This window comes from Massilia violaceinigra (assembly GCF_002752675.1).
Classification (GTDB): Bacteria; Pseudomonadota; Gammaproteobacteria; order Burkholderiales; family Burkholderiaceae_D; genus Telluria_A; species Telluria_A violaceinigra.
In genome coordinates, this window is record NZ_CP024608.1 from 7,212,995 (window position 1) to 7,236,273 (window position 23,279).

Below are 23,279 nucleotides of genomic sequence, written 5' to 3' on the forward strand. Positions count from 1 at the left end.
CTGTTTGCACCCCCGCCTGTCATCGTCCTGTCACGCGTGCAGGCTAGTATCGGCACGTATCACCCTCATGCAAGGCTTCTGCCTTTCGCCCATGCTCCACTCACACCGCACTCCGCTCGTCCTGGCCCTGTTGGCCCTTGTCGCCTGCTGCTTCCTGTTTGCGTTCGCCGGGGTGCCCAAGCCGCCCGCCGACTGGAAGTGGATCGATATCGCCAGCGAGGCGAGCATCGCCCTCATGGCCGGCGTGTGGTTCGTGCTGGTCCTGAGCAGCCGCCCGCCCGGCCGCGTGACCGCGCTGCTGGCCGCTGGCCTGGCCGGCCTGATGCTGGGCGCCAGCGCCGATTGCCTCGACGAGTTTTTCAGCATGCCCAAAGGCCAGCTGTGGAACCATGTGATCGAGAGCGGCCTGACGCTGGCCGGCATGGCCGCCCTCACCTGCGGCCTGCTCGACTGGCGCCGCGAACAGTTCATGCTCAACGAGCACCTGCACAAGCGCGAGCGCCTGTTCCGCGATCACCGCTCGTTCGACACCCTCACCCAGGTGGGCGACGCCGACTATTTGCGCGCCCAGCTTCGCATCGAGCACGAACGCGGCACCGGCCCGGATTGCTGCCTGCTGATGGTCGATATCGACAGCTTCCACCTGATTAACCGCGGCCACGGCCAGCGCGAAGGCGACCGCCTGCTGCAAGCCGTCACCCACACCCTGTTGCTGAACCTGCGCCGCTCCGACCTGCTGTGCCGCTATGCGGGCGACCGCTTCGCGATCCTGCTGCCGGGGACCGATGCCGACACCGCGCGTGCGCTGGCCGAGCAGCTGCGCCGTGCCGTGGCGACGCTGCGCCATCACACCCACAGCGGCGGCGAGGCGCTGCAGGTGACGGTGCGCTACGCGGTGCGCCATGTCGACATCGAGCCGCGCCAGCTGCTCAAGGAAATCAACCGCGCGCTGGAACGGCGCATGCCGCAGCCGGCTCCCGCCGCGGAGGATGCCAGCAGCTTCGCCGCGCCCGCGTGAGCCGCTTCCTGCAAGCGGGCGACGCCTGCATCGTGGCGCAGCACCAGCCCGCGCTGGTGCTCGACTACGCGCGCAGCCGCGACCTGGCGCCGCGCACGATCCTGGCCGGCACCGGCATGGACGATGTGCAGGCACCCGACGCGCAGCAGGCCGTCAGTCCCACCGAGTACCTGCAATTGCTGGCCAACGTCGCCGCCGGCCTGAAAAGCCCGGAGACGAGCTTCATGCTCGGCCAGCAGATGCTGCCCGGGCACTTCGGGGCCCTGAGCCACGCGCTGATGCATGCGCACAGCCTGCGCGAGGCGATAGCGCTGCTGGTGCGCTTCCAGATGCAGCTGTGCCCCTTGCTGTCGCCGCGCTTTCGCGAGGAAGGCGGACTTGGGGTGCTGTACTGGACCGACAGTTTCGGCGCCGGCCAGCAGCGCGGCTTCCTGGTGGAGATGCACATGACGGCCATGTCCGCGATGTGCCGCTGGCTGAGCGGCGAGCGCCTGCCGTGGCGCTACTGCTTCAACCGCACGCCGCCGCGCTACACCGAGCAGCACGAGGTGCACCTGGGCGAACAGCTGCGCTTTCACTGTCATCTCGACGCCATGCTGATCGACGCCGCCTGGCTCGACCGCCCGTGGCCGCGCGCCAATGCGATGGCGGCGGCAGTGGCGCGGCGCACTGTCGACGCGGCCAACGCCGACAGCGGCCAGACGGGCCAGCGCAGCCTGTTGTGCGCCCTGTACGATTATCTGCTGGAGCACATCCGCAGCGCGCCCACGCTGGAACAGTGCGCGATCCAGTTCGGGGTCAGCCCGGCCACCCTGAAACGCCACCTGGCGCGCCACGGCAGCCACTTCCAGGCCGAACTCGACCAGGTGCGCGCCCACGTCGCCCTGCATCTGTTCCATGGCGGACGGCACGACAACGATGCCGTCGCGCGCCACCTCGGTTTTCACGACGCCAACAACTTCCGCCGCTCCTTCAAGCGCTGGACCGGCATGACGCCCATGCTGTTGCGCCAAAGCCTCGACGCTTACCGCTTGCAATCGGGAGACACATCGGCCATAATCTAAATGAGAATTGTTCTCATTCACTGAAAGGCAGCGATGAATACCACCCAACAACCCGTGCGCGCGATCCCGGCGCCTGTCGCACCTGCGCTTCCGCTGCGCGTCAACAGCCAGGAACTGCTGCGCCAGGGCAAGTCGATCCAGATCGAACACGACGGCAAAATCTACGAATTGCGGGTCACCCGGCTCAACAAGCTGATCCTGACCGCCTGAACGACCAACCCCCAGCCAGCCAGCGTTGCACGCGCGAGCCAGCCATCCCCTTCTGACAGGAGCATCGCATGGCTATCGACATGGCAGGTCCCGCATTTACCGCATCGGCCAGCGCGCCGCCCCAGCCCGAGCTGCTGGTGTCTGCCGCGCTGCACCTGATGTCCCACTACAGCGCCAACGCGGCGCAGGCCGGGCCCTGCCTGAAGCTGGCGTCCGTGATCGAGCGCCATCTCAAGGCGCTGGCCAGCCATTCCGATCTCAATCCGGTGCTGCGCGCCACGTGCCAGCAATTGTCGGAACAGTGGGCCGCCGTGGTCGACCAGGCGCTCCCGCGCCCGTCGCGCCCGACCTTGTTCAAGCGCTTCGTGGGCGGCACGCGCCAGTAATGCCTGGCGGCGGTCACGGCGGCCTGCCGGCCGGGCGGGCGGGCCAATACGTTAGCGCGGCGCGCAATCGCCCACCCGGCTGTTGAAGATAACGGCAGCCACCCCGCGTGGCGCCAGCCGCGCCGCTGACGGCGACGCGGACGCCTTGCCGAATACGGCGCGGTAACGGCGCAGTAACGGCGATAATCGGTGCGGGTGGCCCGGCGGATCCGGCGGGCGCGGTGCGAATATTCCGTGGCGCCGCGCGCGCCACCGGCGCCAGTCCAGCCAGTGCGCATGAAAACGTTTTCAAAGCCTCGTAACCTGTGTACACTCTGGCCGGCTGTTTATTTCGTGGGTCGTTCCACTTATGGTAATCTCGCGATGACAGCCGTTCCGCCCCCTACCAGGACCTACCCTTGACCGACCACGACAACGCTGCCCCGCCCTCCACCCTGATCGACGTTGCACGTCACGCCGGCGTCTCGCCGAGCACCGTATCGCGCATCCTGAACGGCACCGCCAAGGTCTCCGACGACAAGCGCACCGCCGTCATGGCGGCGATCGAAAAGATGCACTTCGCCCCGAACCAGATGGCACAAGGCCTCAAGAAGGGGCGCTCGATGACCATCGGGATCGTGGTGCAGGATATTTCGAGCCCGTTCTTCGACGAGACGCTGCGCGGTGTCGACGATGGCTTGAAGGGTACGGGCTACGCGTCGGTGATCGTGAGCGGCCACTGGAACGCGGTGGAAGAAACGGAACGCATCCGCCTTCTGCTGGCGCGCAAGGTCGATGGCATCATCCTGCTGTCGGGCCACCTGGGCGACGACACCATCTTGCAGTTTGCGAACCACCGCCCGATCGTCTCCACCGGGCGCGAACTGCGCACGAAAAGCGCGCTCGGTTTCAAGCTCGATAATGAAAACGGTGCCTTCATGGCGGTGCGCCACCTGGTCGAACTGGGACACCGGCGCATCGCCTTCGTCACCGGGCCGCCGCACCACCGCGATGCCGACGAGCGCCTGATCGGCTACAAGCGCGCGCTCGCCGAATCCGATATCGCGTACGACGACAAGCTGGTGGTGGGCGGCGACTTCCACGAATCCGGCGGCCTGCTGGCGGTGAACCATCTGTTCGAGACCAACCAGCAGTTCACGGCGGTGTTTGCGGCCAATGACCTGAGCGCATATGGGGTGAGATTGTGCCTGTACCGCAAAGGCATCCGGGTGCCGGAAGATATTTCGCTGGTCGGCTTCGATGATTTGCCGGGGTCGTCGTACACCACGCCGCCGCTGACCACGATCCGCCAGCCCCTGTACGACATGGGCCGCATCGCGACCAATGCCCTGCTGGCACTGATCAACGGCGAACCGGTGGTGGCGCAGATTCCGCCGCTCGAACTGGTGGTGCGCGAAACCACGCGCCGGGTACGCTGACGCTGGATTAAACCGCGCCGATTACAGCTGCGCCACGCAGAAATCGGTCATCGCGGCCAGCACGCTCGGGTCTTCCCCGACCGCACCGGATACGCTGATGGCCATGCCCGGATGGTCGAGCCGCAACTGCTCGACGATCAGCGGCAGGTCGCGCAGCAAATGCCCGCCCTGTCCCAAAAATACCGGCACCACCGTCACCGCGGTGACACCCTGCGCGGCCAGTTCGGCCACGCGCTCGGGCAGGCGCGGCTCCATCAATTCGAGGAAGGCCAAAGACACCGGCACGCCAGGCACGCGCGCCTGGGTCAGTTCGCGCAGTCTCTCGAAGGGCGCGGCCCAGGTGGCGGCGCGGGCGCCATGGGCAAACAGGATCAGTGCGCGGGTCATCAGTGTCTCTCCACCCACCATAGCGCCGCAAGGGCCAATAGCAGGAACAGTAAACTCGGGGCGATCGCCACCAGGATGGCCGGCATGGCACTGAGCAGGCCGACGTGGGCGAACAGGTTATTGACCAGAATGAAGCCGACCCCGATCATGATGCCGACGAAAATCTTGAGGCTCACGCCGCCGCTGCGGGTGTGCAGGTAGGCGAACGGCAGCGCCAGCGCCATCAGCACGAAAATGGCCAACGGACCGAACAGCTTTTTCCAGAAGGCGATCTTGAAGCGCTCGGTCTCCTGCTTGTTTTCGGACAGGTGGCGCGTGTAGATGGCCAGTTCGGTGGCCGACATGCGCACCGGGTCCGAGGCCGATACCGAAATGATCTTCGGCGTGATCTCGGACACCAGCTCCATGCTGGGAAGCTTGCGCGTGGCGACCATGCTGGTCTCCTGGCCGAAGGTGCCTGGCGCGCTGGCGCCGGCCGCAGTGGTGTTAGCCGCCGCGCCGCCCGGCGGCGGCAGTTCGCGCGTGTTGGTGAAGCGCGTTTCGGTCACGTCTTCCAGGCGCCAGGTGCTGTTGCCGGTGAAGACGGCGCGCGCCGCGGTGATCAGGGAGCGCATGCGGAAATTGGTGTCGAACTCGTACAGCCGCACATCGAGCATCTGGCCGTCGGTGCGGAACTGGCGCACGTTGAAAAAGCGCGAGCCGGTCACGGTACCCCTGGTGCCTTCGGTGCGAACGATATCCTTGGTCCACATCCCGGAACGGAACTCCTGCGACACGGTGGCGCCGCGCGCGCTCAGTTTCAGCTTTTCCGCCAGCGGCGCGGTGCGCGGCGCAATCAGCTCGCCGAACACGAAGGTGATGATGACGAACACGAAGCCGATCTTGAACAGCATCCATGCCGCCATCTGGGTCGACATGCTCGACGCGCGCATGATGGTGAACTCGGAAGTCGACGCGAACTGCGCCATCGTGTAGATGGTGCCGATCAGGGTCGCCACCGGCATCACCTCGTACACGTGGAACGGCACGCGCAGCAGCACATACAAAAAGGCGTGCTGGATCGCGTAGCCTTCCTTGCCCACCGACGGCAGTTCGCCGGTCAGGTCCATGAAGGCGCTCAGCGCCAGGAAGGCGACCAGCACAAAGGCGACGGCCTGCGCGATCGAGACCGCGAAATAACGTTGAAGCACTTTCATTTTGCGGCTCCCGTCGACGCGGATGGCTCCACCCGGCCGCGCTTGAGCGCAGCCCACAACACCAGCGGGTGATAGCGATGGTTGACGTTCAGGCGCCATGCGAACATGCCGACGGTGAGGATCGCCACGAACAGATGCAGCGGCCACCAGGCCATGTTGAAATCGGACTTGCCCTGGCGGACATTGGCCTCGGCCAGCTTGGTCAGGTTAATGTAGGTGAAGAAGATCAGCAGCGCGATGATCAGGTTGGCCGCGCTGCCGGCGCGCGGGTTGACGAAACCGAGCGGAATGGCCAAGAGGATCAGGAGCAGGCAGGTGATCGGCGCGGCGATGCGGTACAGGAGTTCGGACTGGGTAAAGCGGTTGGGCGTGGCCAGCAGCTCGCTGGTGGACATGGCATCGGACGAGATATCGCCATTCATCGACGAACTCTTGGCGGCCACGCGCATGCTGTAGCGGCCGAACTCCATCGATTGAAAGTCGGCCTGGCCCGGCACGCCCTGGTAGCGCCGGCCGTTCTTAAGCACCAGGAACTGGCCGCCCTTGCCGTCGGACTCGATCACGCCTTCCTTGGCGACGATGACGGAATTGACGTTCTTCTCGATGGTATTGACGAACACATTTTGCACCACGGTCGATTCGCCGGTAACGGCTTCGACGAAAAACACGCGGTTGCTCGACGAGGATTCCTTGAACTGGCCGGGCGAGACCTTTTTCAGGTCTTCGCGCTTCTCGAAACGCTGGACGAATTCGGTGCTTTTCATCTTGGCCCAAGGCGTCACGAACAGGCTCAGGGCGCCGGTCAGGAGCATCATCGGAATACCGAAAGTGAGGATGGGGCGAATCCAGCGCGTGAGCGACAGGCCCGATGCGAACCAGACCACCATCTCGGAATCGCGGTAGCTGCGCGTGACCACCGCCAGCACCGAAATAAAGCTGGTGAGAGTCAGGATAGTTGGCAGATAATTCAGCGTTGCGAAGGCGATCAATGCCAGCACGTCGCTCGACCCCACCTTTCCGCCTGCGGCCTTGCCGAGGATGGAGATCAGGGTCCACGTGGCGACGATGGAAAACAGCACCGTGAAAGTCGTCCCGGCCGAACTGGCTAATTCACGTTGCAGGGCGCGTTGAAAGATCATTCGAAAGTTATAATCACAGGTTAGGCAGTGCGCGTCACAAACACGAAACGGAGATTCAAATGGACTTTAGCATAAAAGCATTCGACACAAAGAACACCATCACGTCGGCCAAAACCGGATGCGTCGCGGTTGCGGTATTCGAAAACAAAAAACTGTCGCAGGCCGCAAAAGCCCTCGACCAGAGTGGTGAAATCACGGCTGCGCTCAAGTCCGGCGACATTACCGGCAAGGCCGGTTCGACCCTGCTGTTGCGCGGCATTTCCGGCACCGGCGCGGCGCGCATACTGCTGGTCGGACTGGGCAACGACGAGACGGTCAGCGAAAAAAGCTTCACTTCCGCAGTGAACGCGACGCTCAAGGCCTTTGCCTCGCTCGGCGCCGCGGACGCCATTATCGCACTACCCATGACAGATGTGAAAGAGCGCGACGTTAGCTGGGCCGTGCGCACCATCGTCTGCGCCGCCCACGAGAGCGTTTTCCGCACCGACGGCCAGAAGAGCAAGAAGGACCCTGTCCCCACCGGCGTGCGCAAGATCACCCTGGCCGCCGACGCCACCGGCGACGTCAAGACGGCGCTGGCGCAGGCGATTGCGATTGCCAACGGCATGGACCTGACCAAGGAACTGGGCAACCTGTCGGCCAACGTCTGCACCCCGGCCTACCTGGCCGACACGGCGCGCAAGCTGGCCAAGGACTACAAGTTCGACGTCGAAGTGCTGGACCGCAAACAGCTCCAGGCGCTCAAGATGGGCAGCTTCCTGTCGGTTACCAACGGCAGCGAAGAAGCACCGAAGTTCATCGTCCTCAAGCACATGGGCGGCAAGTCCAAGGATGCGCCGGTGGTATTGGTCGGCAAGGGCATCACCTTCGACACCGGCGGCATTTCGATCAAGGCCGGTCCCGGCATGGATGAAATGAAGTACGACATGTGCGGCGCCGCGTCGGTGCTGGGCACCTTCCGCGCGATCGGCGAAATGGGCCTGAAACTCAACGTCATCGGCGTGATCGCCGCGTGCGAGAACATGCCGTCGGGCCGCGCCACCAAGCCGGGCGATATCGTCACGTCGATGAACGGCCTGACCATCGAAGTGCTCAATACCGACGCCGAAGGCCGTTTGGTCCTGTGCGACGCGTTGACCTACTGCGAGCGTTTCAACCCGGCCGCGGTGATCGACATCGCCACCCTGACCGGCGCCTGCGTGGTGGCACTGGGCCATCACAACACGGGCCTGTTCACCCGCACCGACGACGCGCACGAGAAGCTCGCGGGCGAACTGCTCGCCGCCGGCAAGGCAGCGAGCGACACCGCGTGGCGCATGCCGATCGAAGAAGTCTACAACGAGCAGCTCAAGTCCAACTTCGCGGACCTGGCCAACATCGGCACGCCGGGCGGCGGCAGCGTGACGGCGGCCTGCTTCCTGGAGAACTTCACGCGCAAGTACACCTGGGCGCATCTGGACATCGCCGGCACCGCATGGAAATCGGGCGGCGCAAAAGGCGCCACCGGCCGCCCCGTGCCGCTGCTGTCGACCTTCCTGATCAATCGGGTTTAAGCGCCTGCAAGCGGAACATCGAGCATAAAAAAGCGGCCTCGCGGGCCGCTTTTTTTTGGTCGCGCGCTAGTGCAGCGCGGTGCCGGCCGTCTCCGGCGGGGCATTCCGATAGTCGGGCGCCCCGATGCGGCGCATCAGCACCGTCAGCGTCTCGGGATAATCGAAACCGGCGCCGGTGCGTTTGTCGAGCAGATAACCGAGGCCCGCGGTCAGCACCGCATTGCCCACGGTGGCGCTGGCATTGGCCCTGGACGCAACCACATCCTGGCCGGCGCTCACGCCATCCTTTTTACAGTCGACGAACAGGTTGCCCGCGCTTTTTTGCACGGTCACGTGGCCGGGCGAAGTGACGAACCAGCGGCCCTTATCGTTGGTCAGCACGCAGCCGGCGCCGCCGATTTCGCGGTTGTCGGCGATGGTGCGCACCATCAGTGTCTGCTGGTTCGATTCGCTGATCGTCGCGCAGCCGCCCAGGGCGGCCAGCAGCGCCAGCGCGCCTGTCCGAAAAAAAGTCGCCATCGTCTCCATCCAAAATAGTTCTTCAACCTGTTTACGGCAGCTGCCCAGGGTTCCTGAATACCAGATTGAATACTACCCGATGAATGCTACTTGAGCGGAATCGGCTGGTTGACCGGCACCGGCACGGCGGTGACGCTGTTTTTCGGGCTGCCGTCGATCAGGCGGTCCGAATACACGAGGTAGACCAGCGCATTGCGCTTGGTGTCGACCATGCGCACCACGCGCACGTGCTTGAAGAAGATCGAGGCGCGCTCGCTGAAGACTTCATCCTGGCGGGGAATCTTGCCGTTGAAGGTGATGGCGCCGACCTGGCGGCAGGCCACCGACGATTCGGCCTTGTCTTCGGCCAGGCCCACGGCGCCCTTGATGCCGCCGGTCTTGGCGCGCGACAGGTAGCAGCTTACGCCGCCGACAGCCGGGTCGTCGAATACTTCGACCACGACCTTGTGGTCGGGGCCAATCAGCTTGAAAGCGGTATCGACCGAGCCCACGGTTTCCGCAGCGGCGCCGGCGGCGACAGCGGACAGCGCGAGACTCAGTGCGAGTCGGGTCATTCGCATAGTTTTATTCCTGGAGGTAGGTGCTGGAGATAAGTGCTGGAGATGGATACGCCACAATGGGCAGGCAAGGCTAGGCAACCGGCGCAAAGCGCGGCACCAGACTGCCGTCGACATCGACCAGTTGAAAGAACACGTCTTTCGGCCGCGTCCATATTGAACCGTCCGCTGCGCGATACACGATCATCTCCGAGAGATCCGATTCAAGAGTGGCCACGCACACTAAGTCGTACAGGCCACCCTTGTAGTGCCGGTATTGCATCAACTCTCGGTCTTGTCTTCGGCCAGAGCTTTCTGCTTCTTCTTCAAGCCCTGGATGACCTTGAGGACACCTTCGATACCAGCGGTATCGTCGAGGTCACTGAAAGCGTCAAGGACTTCATTGAGAACCCGGTTACGCACTGCGGTTTCATCCGACGCCGGTGCGCTTGCGCGTACCGGATCAGCCGACTCTTTCGAGGCGGCCTTTTGCGCCGAATATTTCGCTGTCGCCGCGGCTGTTTTGCCGTGCGCCAGCGCCGCTTGCCAGATTACCCAGCGACGTTGTGTTTCAAACACGAGATATTCATCGGGCTTATCTTCGCGGCGTCGAACGATATGACCATCGCGCTGCGCCCATGCTTCAAATGCACTTCGCATTTTAATCCTTTACAAATGCTGTCTTCGCATTTCTCCACTAATCAAAACAGAATTGTTTTAACTAGTACCACCTTGCCGTTTGTGTCATGAAACTGCTACAAACATTAAGGGCGTGTAACTCTTCACGCTACGGATTCGGACCGTTGGTTCTCACCACCACCGACCCGATAAACTACATATTACTCCGTGCGTTATAAGAATGCAATTTTTTATTCCCCATGAGTAACAATAGTCCAAAATCGTTGTTTTGTCTTCCTGTTGTTACATCTAATTACATCTTGCGAGCGGTTAAATCTCGGGGACAACAAAGTTTAACATCTTCACGGTATTTTTTCGATAAAAGTGTTGATAACACAAGCGTATGCTCACTGCATGAAACGGCCATTTCGCTAGCTGAGAGCATGTTCTTGCATGAACGGCACATTTAACGCGATACTGCCTGTTTTTAGCCTCAATGGCCGTCCGAGACCCTCCATGAAAATAGCAACCTGGAATGTTAATTCCCTCAAAGTACGACTTGCTCACTTACTGCAATGGCTTGAAGCCAATCCCGTCGACGTACTTTGCCTACAAGAGACAAAACTAACGGACGATAAGTTCCCGATTTCTGAAATTAATGCGGCCGGGTACGAAGTTGCCTTCAGCGGACAGAAAACCTATAACGGTGTCGCAATCTTGTCGAAGCTGCCATTAACCGATGTCATCAGAAACAATCCCATGTTTCCCGATGAGCAGCAGAGAATCCTTGCAGCAACCATCGGTGGGATTCGTTTCATTTGCGCGTATGTGCCGAATGGCCAGGCGGTGGACACCGACAAGTATGCGTACAAGTTGGCATGGCTGGCGTCGCTGCGCGAGTGGCTGGCCGATGAAATGCGGGCGCACGCCGATAGCGGCCTGGCCATTCTGGGCGACTACAACATCGCGCCGGAAGACCGCGACGTGCACGATCCGGTGGCCTGGGCTGGCCAGGTGCTATGTTCCGACAAGGAGCGGGCGGCGCTGACGGCGCTGGTCGAACTGGGACTCACCGACGCGTTCCGCCTGTTCGAGCAAGCCGAGAAATCGTTCAGCTGGTGGGATTACCGGCAGCTCGGTTATCAGAAAAACAAAGGCCTGCGGATCGACCACATTTTGCTCTCCGATGCCCTGGCCAAGCGCTGCACGGCGTGCGCGATCGACCGCATTCCACGCAAATGGGAACAGCCCTCCGACCACGCCCCCGTCATCGCCACCCTCGACTGACCGATAGGGTCACGCAACCAACTCCTACAACCGGGGTCAGACCTCTGACTCGAAACTTTTCTGTTACGACACAACCGAGGTCAGAGCTCTGACTCGAAACTTTTGTGTTGCAAACATCCAAAAGCAGCGGGTATTGGCAGTCCCCTCCCCCGCGAGCAGCGATGGCCCAGGTGGCAAATGCCGAAAATATTGCTCGCCGAACGTGCGTCTTCTTGATCAAACGAAAATATTTCGAATCAGAGGTCAGACCCCGGTTGTAGGACTAAACAGGATATTTTGACTCCGACGTCTGATCCGCGCTGTAGGACTAGTTACTGGAGAGGTGGCTGCTGGCCTGGGCGGCGGCTGTGGGTTGGGCGAACAGGTAGCCCTGGGCGTACTGGCAGCCGTGGCCGCTCAGCAGGGAGTACTGGGCTTCGGTTTCGACACCCTCCGCCACCACCGACAGCTGCAGGCTGTTCGACAGCGCCATGATGGCCGCCACGATCGCGCGGTCTTCGGTGCTCTCTTCCAGGTCCTTGATGAAGGCACGGTCGATCTTGATCTTCTTGACCGGGAAGCGCTTCAGGTACGCCAGGCTCGAATAGCCCGTGCCGAAATCGTCGATCGACAAGCGGATGCCCATGCCGTTGATCTGCCCCAGAATGTCCAGCGTATGCTCGCCATGCTGCATCAGCGCCGTTTCGGTGATTTCGAATTCGATCAGCGCCGGGTCGATCCCGGTTTCGTCAAGCACGCGCCGGATCGATTCGATCAGCCCCCGGTGCATGAACTGGCGCGGCGACAAATTGACCGCCAGCGGCACCGCCGTCATCCCCTGCCGCTGCCACGCCATGCTTTGCTCGCACGCGCGCCGCATCACCCATTCGCCAATCGGCACGATCAAGCCATTTTCTTCGATGATGGGGATGAAATGATCCGGCAGCACCAGCCCGTGCCCCGGACGGCGCCAGCGCAGCAGCACTTCCATGGTGTGCACCCGGCGCGTGCCGATGTCGATGATCGGCTGGTAATACAGCTCGAATTCTTCCTGCGCCAGCGCGCCGCGCAGCGCGCTTTCGAGCTCGAAGTGCTGCGCCGCCGCGAGGTTCATGCGCTCGGTGAAGTACTGGTAGTTGTTGCGGCCGTTGGCCTTGGCGTGATACATGGCCGCATCGGCATGCCGCATCAGGGTCGCGACGTCGCCCCCATCGTCGGGATACATGCAGATGCCGATCGATGGCGTGATGTGCAGCAGGCGTCCGTCGACCGGAAACGACTGCGCCAGCACGGCGATGATCTTCTCGGCCACCTGGGTGCTTTCGGCCGGTCCGTCGATGCCCGGCACCAGCACCACGAATTCGTCGCCGCCCAGGCGCGCCACGGTGTCGCTGCCGCGCACCGCATTGCACAGGCGCCCGGCGACTTCCTTGAGCAGGCGGTCGCCCATCAGGTGGCCCAGCGAATCGTTGATGGTCTTGAAGCGGTCAAGGTCGATGAACATGACGGCCAGCTTGCTGCCGGAGCGCTTCACCCCAAGCATCGCATGGTCCAGCCGGTCCGACAGCAAGGCGCGGTTGGGCAGGCCGGTCAGGCTGTCGTGATAGGCCATGTGGTTGACCCGCGCTTCGGCCTGGCGCCGTTCGACGATCTCGCCCTGCAGCAGCGCATTGGCGCCCGCCAGTTCGGCGGTGCGCTCCAGCACCCGTACTTCCAGTTCGTCGCGCGCGCGCCGCACCGCTTCGCCGGCCTCGCGCCGCGCGGTCACGTCGTCGACCAGCCACACCGAGCGGCCGGTCGCATGCGCCAGGTCGAACGGACGCCCCGACAGGCGCGCCCAGAACGTGCTGCCATCCTTGCGCACCAGCCGGTACTCGGCCATGTGGACCCGCCCCTCGCGGAAGTCGCGCGCGGTCTCGCCACGCGCCAGGTCCCAGCTTTCGCGGTCGGGGTACAGCGCACGCACCGACATTCCCGCCACTTCGCCCGGCGCGTAGCCGAACAGTTCTTCCATCTTGGCGTTGCAGCGCAGGTTCATGCCATGTTCGATCACCGCGATGCCGAGCACCGCGCTGTCGAGGATGGCCTGGTTTTCCAGAAGCGCATTGCGCAGCGATTCCTCGGCGCGCTTGGCGTCGGTGCGGTCTTCGATGATCCAGATCGTGCCCTGCCCCGGTTCGGACGGATTGACGACGTAGGCGATCAGCTGCGCCCACAGGATGCTGCCATCCTTGCGCGCCATCTCGACTTCGGTATGGAACGGTTTGCCGACCGAGAGCAGCGGTCCTGCCGCCGCGCCGATGGCGGCGTAGGCCTCGTCGCTGGGGTACAGCGCGCGGCCCGGCAGGCCTAAGCCTTCGTTGCCGGCATAGCCGAACATGTCGCCAAAGCCCCGGTTGTAGCGCGTGATAATGCGGTTCTTGGTGAACAGGATGCTGACCGAGGCATTGGTCATGATCGCCTGCACCTCGACCAGGGTCTGGCGCGCTTCGGTCACGTCTTCGAGAATCCAGATGGTGCCTTCCTCGCGCCGCTCGGCGTCCACCGTCTGCGCGCGCACGCGGCACCAGAACAGGGTGCCGTCGCGCTGGCGGAACTGGTATTCGGCCTTCTCGAACGGCAGTCCCTTGCCGAGCAGCGGCCCGGCTTCGTACCCGAACTGCTGGTATGCTTCCGGCGACGGGAACACGTCCACCGCCGGCCTGCCCGTCATCTCGTCGCGCGAATAGCCGAACATGTCGGCCATGCGCGGGTTACAGGACAACATGATGCCATTGCGGCTGAACAGGATGCCGACCGAGGCGTTGTCGAGAATCGCCTTCTGTTCCAGCAGCACCTGGCGGGTCGCTTCCTCGGCCGCTTTTTGCGCACTGCGGTCGTCCACGATCCAGATGGTGTCCTGCTTGCCGCGCCCGGCGTTGATGGCGTAGATGTAGGCATGCGCCCAGAAGGTGCTGCCATCCTGGCGCAGCATGTCGATGTCGGACTGGTAGGGGCGGCCGGCGCGCAGCAGCGGCTGCGCCTCCTGCCGCATCGCCTCGTAGCCGGCGTTGGAGGCAAACAGTTCGGCGGCGCCGTGGCCGAGTCCCGTCTCGCCGGCAAAGCCGAAGTAGCGGCCGAACTGGCGGTTGTAGCGCAGGATGCGGTTGTCGCGCTGGAAGGCGATGCCCAGCGGGGCGTTGTCCATGATCGCCTGCATTTCGAGCAGCGCGCGGCGCAGGCGCGTTTCGTTCTGGTGCAGCTCGTCGATGTCTTCGACAATCCAGATGGTGCCGTGCGACTCGTCGCGCGTATCGACCGCGCGTCCGTACAGGCGGCACCAGAGCAGCACGCCATCCTTGCGGCGCAGGCGCACTTCGCCGGCGTACGAACCCCCTGCGGCGAGCCGGGGACCAGCCTCGCTGCTCATTTGCTCGTAGCTGCGCGGGCTGGGGAAAACGGTGATGGTGGCTGCGCCGATCAGGTCATCGGCGGTGTAGCCGAAAATCTCGGCGGCGCGGATATTGCATTCGCAGATCACGCGGTTTTTACTGAGGATGATGCCGACGGCGGCGTTGTCGAAAATCGCCTTCTGTTCGAGCAGCGTGGTGCGCAGGGCGGCCTGGTCGCGGTCGAAGCGGCGGATATCGGTGAACACAAAGGTGGCGCCGCCGGCCGGCAGCGGCTTGGCCAGCACCTGGACGGCGATGTCGTTGCCGCCGGCGTGCAGCGCGCTCTCCCACAGCTGGTCGGCGTCGCCGCGCATGCGCAGCGCCGCTTCCTCGCGCATGGCAGGAGAAAAAAGACCGACCAGGGACTGGCCCGAAGGATTGATGCCGAGCAGGCCGCACAAGGCCGCGTTGCAGGCATGGACGATGCCGTGCGCGTCGCATGCACAGGCGGGCGACGCGATCAGCTCAAGCGCTTCAGCGACGAAATCAGGTTTGGTGAATACGCGATCCATGTCCCCCACTACGGCGTAGTTCCGGCGCCTCCGTGGCGGGCAGCGGACAGCCGATCATAAACCACAATTGGGCCGATATTGGCGAAAACGCCAAAAAACAGACAGGCCCGCCACGCGGGGTGCGTGGCGGGCCTTGACAGATCGTCATCGCGGACGGTGGAAGGGCGTCAGAGGCCTCGGAAGGCGTCGCCGGGTACCCGCACCCATCCTTCCATCAGCACGCGCGCGCTGCGGCTCATGATGGCTTTGGCGACGCGCCAGTCGCCATCGACCTGGGTCGCTTCGGCGCCCACGCGCAGGGTGCCGGACGGATGGCCGAAGCGTACCGCGCTGCGCTCGCCGCCGCCGGCGGCCAGGCTGACCAGGGTGCCGGGGATGGCTGCCGCCGTGCCGATGGCCACGGCAGCGGTGCCCATCATTGCGTGGTGCAGCTTCCCCATCGACATGGCGCGCACCAGCAGGTCGATATCGGCCGCGGCAACCTGCTTGCCGCTCGAGGACACGTAGGCGCTTGGCGGCGCCACGAACGCCACCTTGGGCGTGTGCTGGCGCGTCGCCGCTTCGTCGACATGCTTGATGAGGCCCATGCGCACTGCCCCGTGCGCACGGATCGATTCGAACATGGCCAGCGCCTTCGGGTCGCCGTTGATCGCGTCCTGCAGCTCGGTGCCGGTGTAGCCGATGGCCTGCGCATCGACGAAAATGGTCGGGATGCCGGCGTTGATCATCGTGGCCCTGAGCGTGCCCAATCCCGGCACGTCCAGGTCGTCGACCACGTGCCCGGTCGGGAACATGGCGCCGCCGGCCCCCTCTTCCTCGGCCGCCGGGTCCATGAATTCGAGCTGCACTTCGGCGGCCGGAAAGGTGACGCCATCGAGCTCGAAGGCGCCAGTTTCCTGTACCGCGCCGCCCGTGACCGGCACGTGCGCGATGATGGTCTTGCCGATGTTGGCCTGCCAGATGCGCACCACGGCCACGCCATTGTGCGGAATGCGGGCGCCATCGACCAGCCCCGCGCCGATGGCGAACGAGCCGACGGCCGCCGACAGGTTGCCGCAGTTGCCGCTCCAGTCGACGAAGGCCTTGTCGATGGCGACCTGGCCGAACAGGTAGTCGACATCGTGATCGGGCCTTGCGCTCTTGGACAAAATCACCGTCTTGCTGGTGCTCGACGTGGCGCCGCCCATGCCGTCGATCTGCTTGCCGTAGGGGTCGGGGCTGCCGATCACGCGCAGCAGCAGCGCGTCGCGCGCGGCGCCGGCCACCTGCGCCGCTTCGGGCAGGTCTTGCAGGCGGAAGAACACTCCCTTGCTGGTGCCGCCGCGCATATACGTGGCGGGAATCCGGATTTGAGGCAGGTGCGCCATCATGCTTCCTTCACGGTCGATTCGAGGAAGTCCTGGGCGAAGCGCTGCAGCACGCCGCCGGCTTCGTAGATCGCCACTTCTTCGGCGGTGTCCAGGCGGCAGATGACCGGCACTTCGACCGTGTCGCCGGAGACGTGCGTGATCACCAGTGTGAGCGTGGCGCGCGGGGTACGATCGCCCAGCACGCTGAAGGTTTCGCTGCCGTCGATCGCCAGGGTGATGCGGTTCACGCCAGGTTCGAACTCCAGCGGCAGCACGCCCATGCCCACCAGGTTGGTGCGGTGGATGCGCTCGAAGCCTTCTGCGACGATGGCTTCCACGCCGGCCAGGCGCACGCCCTTGGCGGCCCAGTCGCGCGAGGAACCCTGGCCGTAGTCGGCGCCGGCAATGATGATCAGCGGCTGCTTGCGCTCCATGTAGGTCTGGATCGCTTCCCACATGCGGGTGACCGTGCCTTCCGGTTCGATGCGGGCCAGCGAGCCTGCCTTGACCTTACCGTCCACCACGACCATTTCGTTTTTCAGGGTCGGATTGGCGAAGGTGGCGCGTTGCGCGGTCAGGTGGTCGCCGCGATGGGTGGCGTAGGAGTTGAAGTCTTCCTCCGGCAGGCCCATTTTCGCCAGGTATTCGCCGGCTGCGGAATCGAGCATGATCGCGTTCGACGGCGACAGGTGGTCGGTGGTGATGTTGTCGCCCAGGACCGCGAGCGGACGCATGCCGGCCAGCGTGCGCGCACCGGCCAGCGCGCCTTCCCAGTACGGCGGACGGCGGATGTAGGTGGTATTCGGACGCCAGTCGTACAGCGGGCTGACCTTGATGCCGTCGTCTTCCTGCTTGGCGAACATCGGAATGTAGACCTTGTGGAAGTGCGCCGGCTTGACGCTGGACGCCACCAGTGCGTCGATCTCCTCGTCGCTCGGCCAGATATCCTTGAGCGTGACCGGTTTGCCGTCGGCACCGATGCCCAGCACGTCCTTCTCGATGTCGAATCGGATCGTGCCGGCGATCGCGTAGGCCACCACCAGCGGCGGCGACGCCAGGAATGCCTGTTTCGCGTACGGGTGGATGCGCCCGTCGAAGTTGCGGTTGCCCGACAGGACGGCGGTCGCGTACAGGTCGCGCTCCACCACTTCCTTTTGAATCACAGGATCGAGCGCCCCGGACATGCCGTTGCAGGTGGTGCAGGCGTAAGCGACGACACCGAAGCCGAGCGTTTCGAGTTCGCGCATCAGGCCAGCGTCTTCCAGGTACAGGGTGACGGCCTTGGAGCCTGGCGCCAGCGAACTCTTGACCCAGGGCTTGCGCGTCAGGCCAAGCTTGTTGGCGTTACGCGCGATCAGGCCGGCGGCGATCATGTTGCGCGGGTTGTTGGTGTTGGTGCAGCTGGTAATGGCCGCGATGATGACGGCGCCGTCGGGCATCAGGCCCGGTTCGTTTTCGACCACGCCGCTGATGCCGCGTGCGGCCAGTTCCGACGTCGGCACGCGGTTGTGCGGATTGGACGGGCCGGCGATGGTGCGCACCACCGACGACAGGTCGAAGCTCAGTACACGCTCGTACTCGGCGCTCTTGAGCGACTCGCCCCACAAACCGGTGTGCTTCGCATACAGCTCGACCAGCTTGACCAGTTCGTCGTCGCGGCCGGTGAGCTTGAGGTACTTGATGGTCTGCTCGTCGATGTAGAACATCGCGGCAGTCGACCCATACTCCGGCGCCATGTTGGAGATCGTCGCGCGGTCGCCCAGGGTCAGGTGTGCAGCGCCTTCGCCGTAGAATTCGAGATAGGACGACACGACCTTCTGTTGGCGCAGGAATTCGGTCAGCGCCAGCACCGTGTCGGTGGCGGTGATGCCCGGCTGCGGTTTGCCGGTCAGTTCGACGCCGATGATGTCCGGCAGGCGCATCCACGAGGCGCGGCCCAGCATCACGCTTTCGGCTTCCAGGCCGCCAACGCCGATCGCGATCACGCCGAGCGCGTCGACCATCGGGGTGTGCGAGTCGGTGCCGACCAGGGTGTCCGGAAAGGCCACGCCGCCCTGCACCTGGACCACCGGCGACATGCGCTCCAGATTAATCTGATGCAGGATGCCGTTACCCGGCGGGATGACGTCAACGTTCTTGAACGCTTTCTTGGTCCAGTTGATGAAGTCGAAACGGTCTTCATTGCGGCGATCCTCGATGGCACGGTTCTTGTCGAACGCGTCGGGATCGAACCCGCCGCATTCGACTGCCAGCGAGTGGTCGACCACCAGCTGGGTCGGCACCACCGGGTTGACCAGGGCCGGATCACCGCCCTGCAGGGCAATCGCGTCGCGCAGGCCGGCCAAGTCGACCAGCGCGGTCTGGCCGAGGATGTCGTGGCAAACCACGCGCGCCGGAAACCACGGGAAGTCAAGGTCGCGCTTGCGCTCGATCAGTTGACCCAGCGAGGCGTTCAAGGTCGCAGGGTCGCAACGGCGCACCAGGTTTTCGGCCAGCACGCGCGAGGTGTACGGCAGCTTGTAGTAAGCGCCAGGCTCGATGGCGTCGACCGCGGCGCGCGCGTCGAAGAAATCGAGTTTGGTGCCCGGCAGGTTCTTGCGGTGATTCGTGTTCATATCAGATCCTTACTTGCGCTCGGCCAGCGGCACGAACGTCAGGTCGTCCGGGCCGACGTAGTTTGCGCTCGGGCGGATAATCTTGTTGTCGATGCGCTGCTCGATCACGTGGGCGGCCCAGCCGGAGGTGCGCGAAATCACGAACAGCGGCGTAAACATCGCGGTCGGCACGCCCATCATGTGGTACGACACGGCGGAGAACCAGTCCAGGTTCGGGAACATCTTCTTGACTTCCCACATGACGGTTTCCAGCCGCTCGGCGATGTCGAACATCTTGGTCGAACCGGCGCTTTCGGACAGCGAACGCGCCACTTCCTTGATCACTTTATTGCGCGGGTCGGACACGGTGTAGACCGGGTGGCCGAAGCCGATCACGACTTCCTTGTTGGCGACGCGGTTGCGGATGTCGGCTTCGGCTTCGTCCGGGTTCTCGTAGCGCTTCTGGATATCGAGCGCGACTTCGTTGGCGCCGCCGTGCTTCGGACCGCGCAGCGCGCCGATCGCGCCGGTGATGGCCGAGTGGATGTCGGAACCGGTGCCGGCGATCACGCGCGCGGTGAAGGTCGAAGCATTGAACTCGTGCTCCGCATACAGGATCAGCGAGGTGTGCATCGCCTTGACCCAGGCCTCTGGCGGCTTGACGCCGTGCAGCAGGTGCAGGAAGTGGCCACCGATCGAGTCGTCGTCGGTTTCGGTTTCGATGCGGCGGCCGTTGTGGCTGAAGTGGTACCAGTACAGCAGCATCGAGCCGAAAGACGCCATCAGGCGGTCGGCGATCGAGCGCGCGCCGGGCACATTATGGTCGTCTTTTTCTGGCAGTACGCAGCCGAGGGTGGACACGCCGGTGCGCATCACGTCCATCGGATGGCTCGATGCCGGCAGCGCTTCGAGCGCGCTCTTGACCGCCTGCGGCAGGCCGCGCATCGATTTCAGGTGCGCCTTGTAGCCACGCAGTTCGCCGTCGTTCGGCAGTTTGCCGTGCACCAGCAGGTAGGCGATTTCTTCGAACTCGCAGCTGTCGGCGACGTCGAGGATGTCGTAGCCGCGGTAGTGCAGGTCGTTGCCGGTCTTGCCGACCGAGCACAGTGCAGTGTTACCGGCGGTGACGCCGGACAGCGCGACCGATTTTTTCGGCTTGAATGGAACGGCTTCGGCCGGCGTGGTGATGTCAGTCATGTGAACTCCGCGATTCTTCTGTGTAGTGTGATTACTTTTCTTTACCCTGGGCGAACAGCGAGTCGAGCTTTTGCTCGTACTCGTGGTAGCCAAGGTAGTCGTACAGCTCCATGCGGCTTTGCATGGTCGCGACGACGTTTTTCTGGGTGCCTTCGGCGCGCAGCGTCTTGTAGAAATTCAGGGCCGCCGCGTTCATGGCGCGGTAGGCGCCGCAGCAGTACAGGGCGATATCGACCTTGGCCGAGCGCAGTTCGTCGAGCGTGAACAGGGGCGTCGCGCCGAATTCGGTCAGGTTGGCGAGGATCGGCACCTTGACCGCGTCGCGCACCTGGCTGTACATCTCCAGTTTGGTGATCGCTTCCGGGAAGATCATGTCGGCGCCCGCTTCAACATAAGCGCAGGCGCGGTCGATGGCGGCGTTCAAGCCTTCGACGGCGAGCGAATCGGTGCGCGCCATGATGACGAAGCTTTCGTCATGGCGGGCGTCCACGGCGGCCTTGATGCGGTCGACCATTTCTGCCTTGCTGACGATCTCCTTGCCCGGGCGGTGGCCGCAGCGCTTGGCCGAAACCTGGTCTTCCATGTGCACCGCAGCCACGTCGGCGCGGATCATGTGACGGATCGTGCGCGCGATGTTGAAGGCGCCGCCCCAGCCGGTGTCGATGTCGACCATCAGCGGCAGGCCGCAGGTGTCGGTGATGCGCTGGGCATCGGTAATCACGTCGTCCATGGTGCTGATGCCGAGGTCCGGCATGCCGAGGGAGTTGGCGGCCACGCCGCCACCGGACAGGTACACGGCCTTGTAGCCGGTTTGTTCGGCCATGCGCGCGGTGTAGGCGGTGATGGTGCCGACGACCTGCAATGGGGACTCTTCCTGGACTGCGCGGCGGAACATCGCGCCTCGTGATTCTCTCATTACGTTTCTCCTGGGGATGATGCGTTAAACAGACAACCCTGACAGCATTGCAAGCAGCGTGCCACCGATGCTGAAGGCCCATGAACAGAGAGGGAATGCCGGAAACGGCTTTACATTCAATAGCTTGCGATAAATCAAAACGAGCCTATCGGAAATAGTGCTAGACAAGCATGTTTCACGCGTGTTTCATCGTGAAACATCGAAACACGAATACGGTACAATTGAAACATGTCCTATTCTTCCCGCACTGCTGGCGAGGCCCACGACAAGCCGGTCATCTGGACCGTTTCCGTGTCGCGCCTGTCCGACCTTTTTCGCGACATCACGCTCGAATACGACCACCTGGCGGCGATCGAGCCCGTCAACCTTGGCTTCGACGACGCCGCCCGCCATATCCGCGAGCGCATGGCCAACGAACGCTGCGACGTGGTGATCGCGGCCGGCTCGAACGCGGCTTACCTGAAAGGCCGCGTGTCGGTGCCGGTGGTGATCGCCAAGGCCAGCGGTTTCGACATGATGCAGGCGCTGGCGCGCGCGCGCCGCGTATCGGCGCGTATCGGCGTCATCACCTACCAGCAGCAGCTGCCCGAACTGGCCGAATTCGCCGGCACGTTCGGCTTTTCCATCGCGCAGCGCACCTACGTCACCGAAGAAGACGCGCGCGCCCAGATCAACGACCTGAAAGCGGCCGGGATCGAGGCGATCGTCGGCGCGGGCCTGATCACCGACCTGGCCGAGGAAGCGGGACTGACCGGCGTATTCGTGTATTCGGCCGCGTCGATCCGCCAGGCCTTCGACGATGCGCTCGAACTGGCGCGCCTGACCCAGCTCGAATCGAACAGCGGCCGGCGTCCGGTGGTCGCCGACACCTTGCGTACCCGGCATGGCCTGAACGATTTGCGTGGCGAATCGCAAGCGATGGAGACCGTACGCCAGGCGGTGGTCCTGTATGCGCGCTCGCCCGCCACGGTGCTGATCCAGGGCGAAACCGGCACCGGCAAGGAGCTGGTGGCGCAGGCGATTCACCGCGAAAGCCCGCGCAGCCTGGGTGCAAACCGGCCGTTCGTGGCCATCAACTGCGGCGCGGTGGCCGAGTCGCTGCTGGAATCGGAACTGTTCGGACACGAGGAAGGTGCGTTCACCGGCGCGCGCCGCGGCGGCCACGCGGGCTTGTTCGAAGCAGCCAACCGCGGCACGCTGTTCCTCGACGAGATCGGCGAAATGCCGCTGCCGCTGCAAACGCGCCTGCTGCGTGTGCTCGAAGAGCGCGAGGTGGTGCGGGTCGGCGGCACGCGCCCGGTTGCGATCAATGTACGGGTTGTCTGCGCCACCCACTGCGACCTGGAACAGCGGGTGCGCGAGGGACGCTTTCGGGCCGATCTGTTTTTCCGGCTGGCGGTACTGCGGCTGTCGTTACCGCCGCTGCGCGAACGCAGTGCAGACGTGGTGGCGCTGGCCGAGTGGTCGCTCAAGAATGCGCTGGCGGCGCTGGGCGCGCGGCCGCATCCCAATCTGCATGCGGAGATGGCGGGCTGCGCGCCGCTGCTGGAGCGCTACGGCTGGCCGGGAAATGTGCGCGAACTGCGCAACCTGATGGAACGGGTGGCGCTGTTTCTGGCGGCCGAGCCTTTGCAGGCATTGACGCCGGCGTTTGTGCTGTCGGTTGCGCCGGAATTGGGCCGGGACATTCAGGCGGCGCTGGCCGTGCAGGTGCCGGCGGCCGAAACGGTGGAGCAGGTTTTAGCGCGTTTCGGCGGCCGGCGCGACGAGGCGGCCGCGCATCTGGGCATCAGCCGGACCACGTTGTGGCGCAAGCTTAAATTGGGTTCCCGCCTGCGCGGGAACGACGGAATATAGGTGTGCGGGTTCCACCTCTCATTGAACCGCGCGTGACTTGAGCAAATCGCATCAGAATTCGTATATCGAAGCATAAAATCATTCGTTCCAATGCCGTAAAGACGCGCCTATGA

General features: G+C 63.8%; 20 protein-coding genes. 8 read left to right on the top strand and 12 right to left on the bottom strand.

The genetic code is table 11. The features are described from left to right. Positions 1-91: 91 nt before the first annotated feature. The 5 genes from CR152_RS31145 (at position 92) to CR152_RS31165 (ending at position 4,096) form a co-directional block, all read left to right on the top strand. The gene (locus CR152_RS31145; protein ID WP_099881497.1) at positions 92-1,018 is read left to right on the top strand and encodes a GGDEF domain-containing protein; all 927 of its coding nucleotides are present in this window, start codon (positions 92-94) and stop codon (positions 1,016-1,018) included. Beyond that, a complete protein-coding gene (locus CR152_RS31150) occupies positions 1,015-2,082 on the top strand; it encodes an AraC family transcriptional regulator (RefSeq protein WP_099881499.1) in 1,068 nt (355 codons plus the stop codon). Before CR152_RS31145 ends, CR152_RS31150 begins: the two co-directional genes overlap by 4 nt. Positions 2,083-2,115: 33 nt before the next feature. Further along, positions 2,116-2,292: a hemin uptake protein HemP gene (gene hemP, locus CR152_RS31155; protein WP_099881501.1), complete on the top strand. Its 177-nt coding sequence runs from the start codon at positions 2,116-2,118 to the stop codon at positions 2,290-2,292. Between the two features lie 68 nt (positions 2,293-2,360). Further along, the gene (locus tag CR152_RS31160) at positions 2,361-2,678 is read left to right on the top strand and encodes a hypothetical protein (RefSeq protein ID WP_099881503.1); all 318 of its coding nucleotides are present in this window, start codon (positions 2,361-2,363) and stop codon (positions 2,676-2,678) included. A gap of 398 nt (positions 2,679-3,076) precedes the next feature. Next, on the top strand, positions 3,077-4,096 hold the full coding sequence (locus CR152_RS31165) for a LacI family DNA-binding transcriptional regulator (protein ID WP_229413729.1): 1,020 nt from the start codon (positions 3,077-3,079) through the stop codon (positions 4,094-4,096). 21 nt (positions 4,097-4,117) lie between these two features. Here the strand turns inward: CR152_RS31165 and CR152_RS31170 are convergent, their stop codons facing one another. Genes CR152_RS31170 through lptF form a run of 3 tightly spaced genes read right to left on the bottom strand, consistent with a single transcriptional unit; the run spans position 4,118 to position 6,818 of the window. Further along, entirely contained in the window at positions 4,118-4,483 is a 366-nt protein-coding gene (locus CR152_RS31170; protein WP_099881505.1) for a sirohydrochlorin chelatase, read from the bottom strand. Next, positions 4,483-5,679 carry an LPS export ABC transporter permease LptG gene (lptG, locus tag CR152_RS31175; protein ID WP_099881507.1) on the bottom strand — a complete coding sequence of 399 codons (1,197 nt, stop codon included), beginning with the start codon at positions 5,677-5,679 and terminating at the stop codon, positions 4,483-4,485. Before lptG ends, CR152_RS31170 begins: the two co-directional genes overlap by 1 nt. After that, positions 5,676-6,818 carry an LPS export ABC transporter permease LptF gene (gene lptF, locus CR152_RS31180; protein ID WP_099881508.1) on the bottom strand — a complete coding sequence of 381 codons (1,143 nt, stop codon included), beginning with the start codon at positions 6,816-6,818 and terminating at the stop codon, positions 5,676-5,678. The genes lptG and lptF overlap by 4 nt, the downstream gene beginning before the upstream one ends. Before the next feature lie 59 nt (positions 6,819-6,877). On the opposite strand from lptF, the gene CR152_RS31185 reads away from it, so the two are divergent. Further along, entirely contained in the window at positions 6,878-8,371 is a 1,494-nt protein-coding gene (locus CR152_RS31185; protein WP_099881510.1) for a leucyl aminopeptidase, read from the top strand. Positions 8,372-8,437: 66 nt separating this feature from the next. Here CR152_RS31185 and CR152_RS31190 read toward each other — a convergent pair whose 3' ends face one another. From CR152_RS31190 to CR152_RS31205, 4 genes are all read right to left on the bottom strand, one after another. Further along, a complete protein-coding gene (locus CR152_RS31190; RefSeq protein ID WP_099881512.1) occupies positions 8,438-8,890 on the bottom strand; it encodes a hypothetical protein in 453 nt (150 codons plus the stop codon). Positions 8,891-8,976: 86 nt separating this feature from the next. Continuing rightward, positions 8,977-9,444: a CreA family protein gene (locus tag CR152_RS31195; RefSeq protein ID WP_370663870.1), complete on the bottom strand. Its 468-nt coding sequence runs from the start codon at positions 9,442-9,444 to the stop codon at positions 8,977-8,979. A 76-nt stretch (positions 9,445-9,520) separates the two neighbouring features. Next, positions 9,521-9,709, bottom strand: a complete 189-nt coding sequence (locus tag CR152_RS31200; RefSeq protein ID WP_099881516.1) for a DUF1653 domain-containing protein — start codon at positions 9,707-9,709, stop codon at positions 9,521-9,523. Beyond that, a complete protein-coding gene (locus tag CR152_RS31205; protein WP_099881518.1) occupies positions 9,709-10,086 on the bottom strand; it encodes a phiTE_015 family protein in 378 nt (125 codons plus the stop codon). Before CR152_RS31205 ends, CR152_RS31200 begins: the two co-directional genes overlap by 1 nt. Before the next feature lie 474 nt (positions 10,087-10,560). Between CR152_RS31205 and xth the strand changes: the two genes are divergently transcribed. Continuing rightward, complete coding sequence (gene xth, locus CR152_RS31210; protein WP_099881520.1) at positions 10,561-11,331, top strand: exodeoxyribonuclease III; 771 nt, start codon at positions 10,561-10,563, stop codon at positions 11,329-11,331. A gap of 307 nt (positions 11,332-11,638) precedes the next feature. Here xth and CR152_RS31215 read toward each other — a convergent pair whose 3' ends face one another. From CR152_RS31215 to prpB, 5 genes are all read right to left on the bottom strand, one after another. Continuing rightward, a complete protein-coding gene (locus tag CR152_RS31215) occupies positions 11,639-15,253 on the bottom strand; it encodes a sensor domain-containing protein (RefSeq protein ID WP_099881522.1) in 3,615 nt (1,204 codons plus the stop codon). A 167-nt stretch (positions 15,254-15,420) separates the two neighbouring features. Beyond that, a complete protein-coding gene (gene prpF, locus CR152_RS31220; protein WP_099881524.1) occupies positions 15,421-16,620 on the bottom strand; it encodes a 2-methylaconitate cis-trans isomerase PrpF in 1,200 nt (399 codons plus the stop codon). Continuing rightward, entirely contained in the window at positions 16,620-19,217 is a 2,598-nt protein-coding gene (acnD, locus tag CR152_RS31225; RefSeq protein ID WP_099881526.1) for a Fe/S-dependent 2-methylisocitrate dehydratase AcnD, read from the bottom strand. Before acnD ends, prpF begins: the two co-directional genes overlap by 1 nt. A 9-nt stretch (positions 19,218-19,226) precedes the next feature. Further along, positions 19,227-20,393, bottom strand: coding sequence for a bifunctional 2-methylcitrate synthase/citrate synthase (prpC, locus tag CR152_RS31230; protein WP_099881528.1), 1,167 nt, complete (start codon positions 20,391-20,393; stop codon positions 19,227-19,229). A 31-nt stretch (positions 20,394-20,424) separates the two neighbouring features. Further along, the gene (prpB, locus tag CR152_RS31235) at positions 20,425-21,309 is read right to left on the bottom strand and encodes a methylisocitrate lyase (RefSeq protein WP_099881530.1); all 885 of its coding nucleotides are present in this window, start codon (positions 21,307-21,309) and stop codon (positions 20,425-20,427) included. Positions 21,310-21,537: 228 nt separating this feature from the next. Between prpB and prpR the strand changes: the two genes are divergently transcribed. Continuing rightward, positions 21,538-23,166 (top strand): propionate catabolism operon regulatory protein PrpR, encoded by a 1,629-nt coding sequence (gene prpR / locus CR152_RS31240; RefSeq protein WP_099881532.1) that lies wholly within the window; start codon positions 21,538-21,540, stop codon positions 23,164-23,166. Positions 23,167-23,279: the final 113 nt, after the last annotated feature.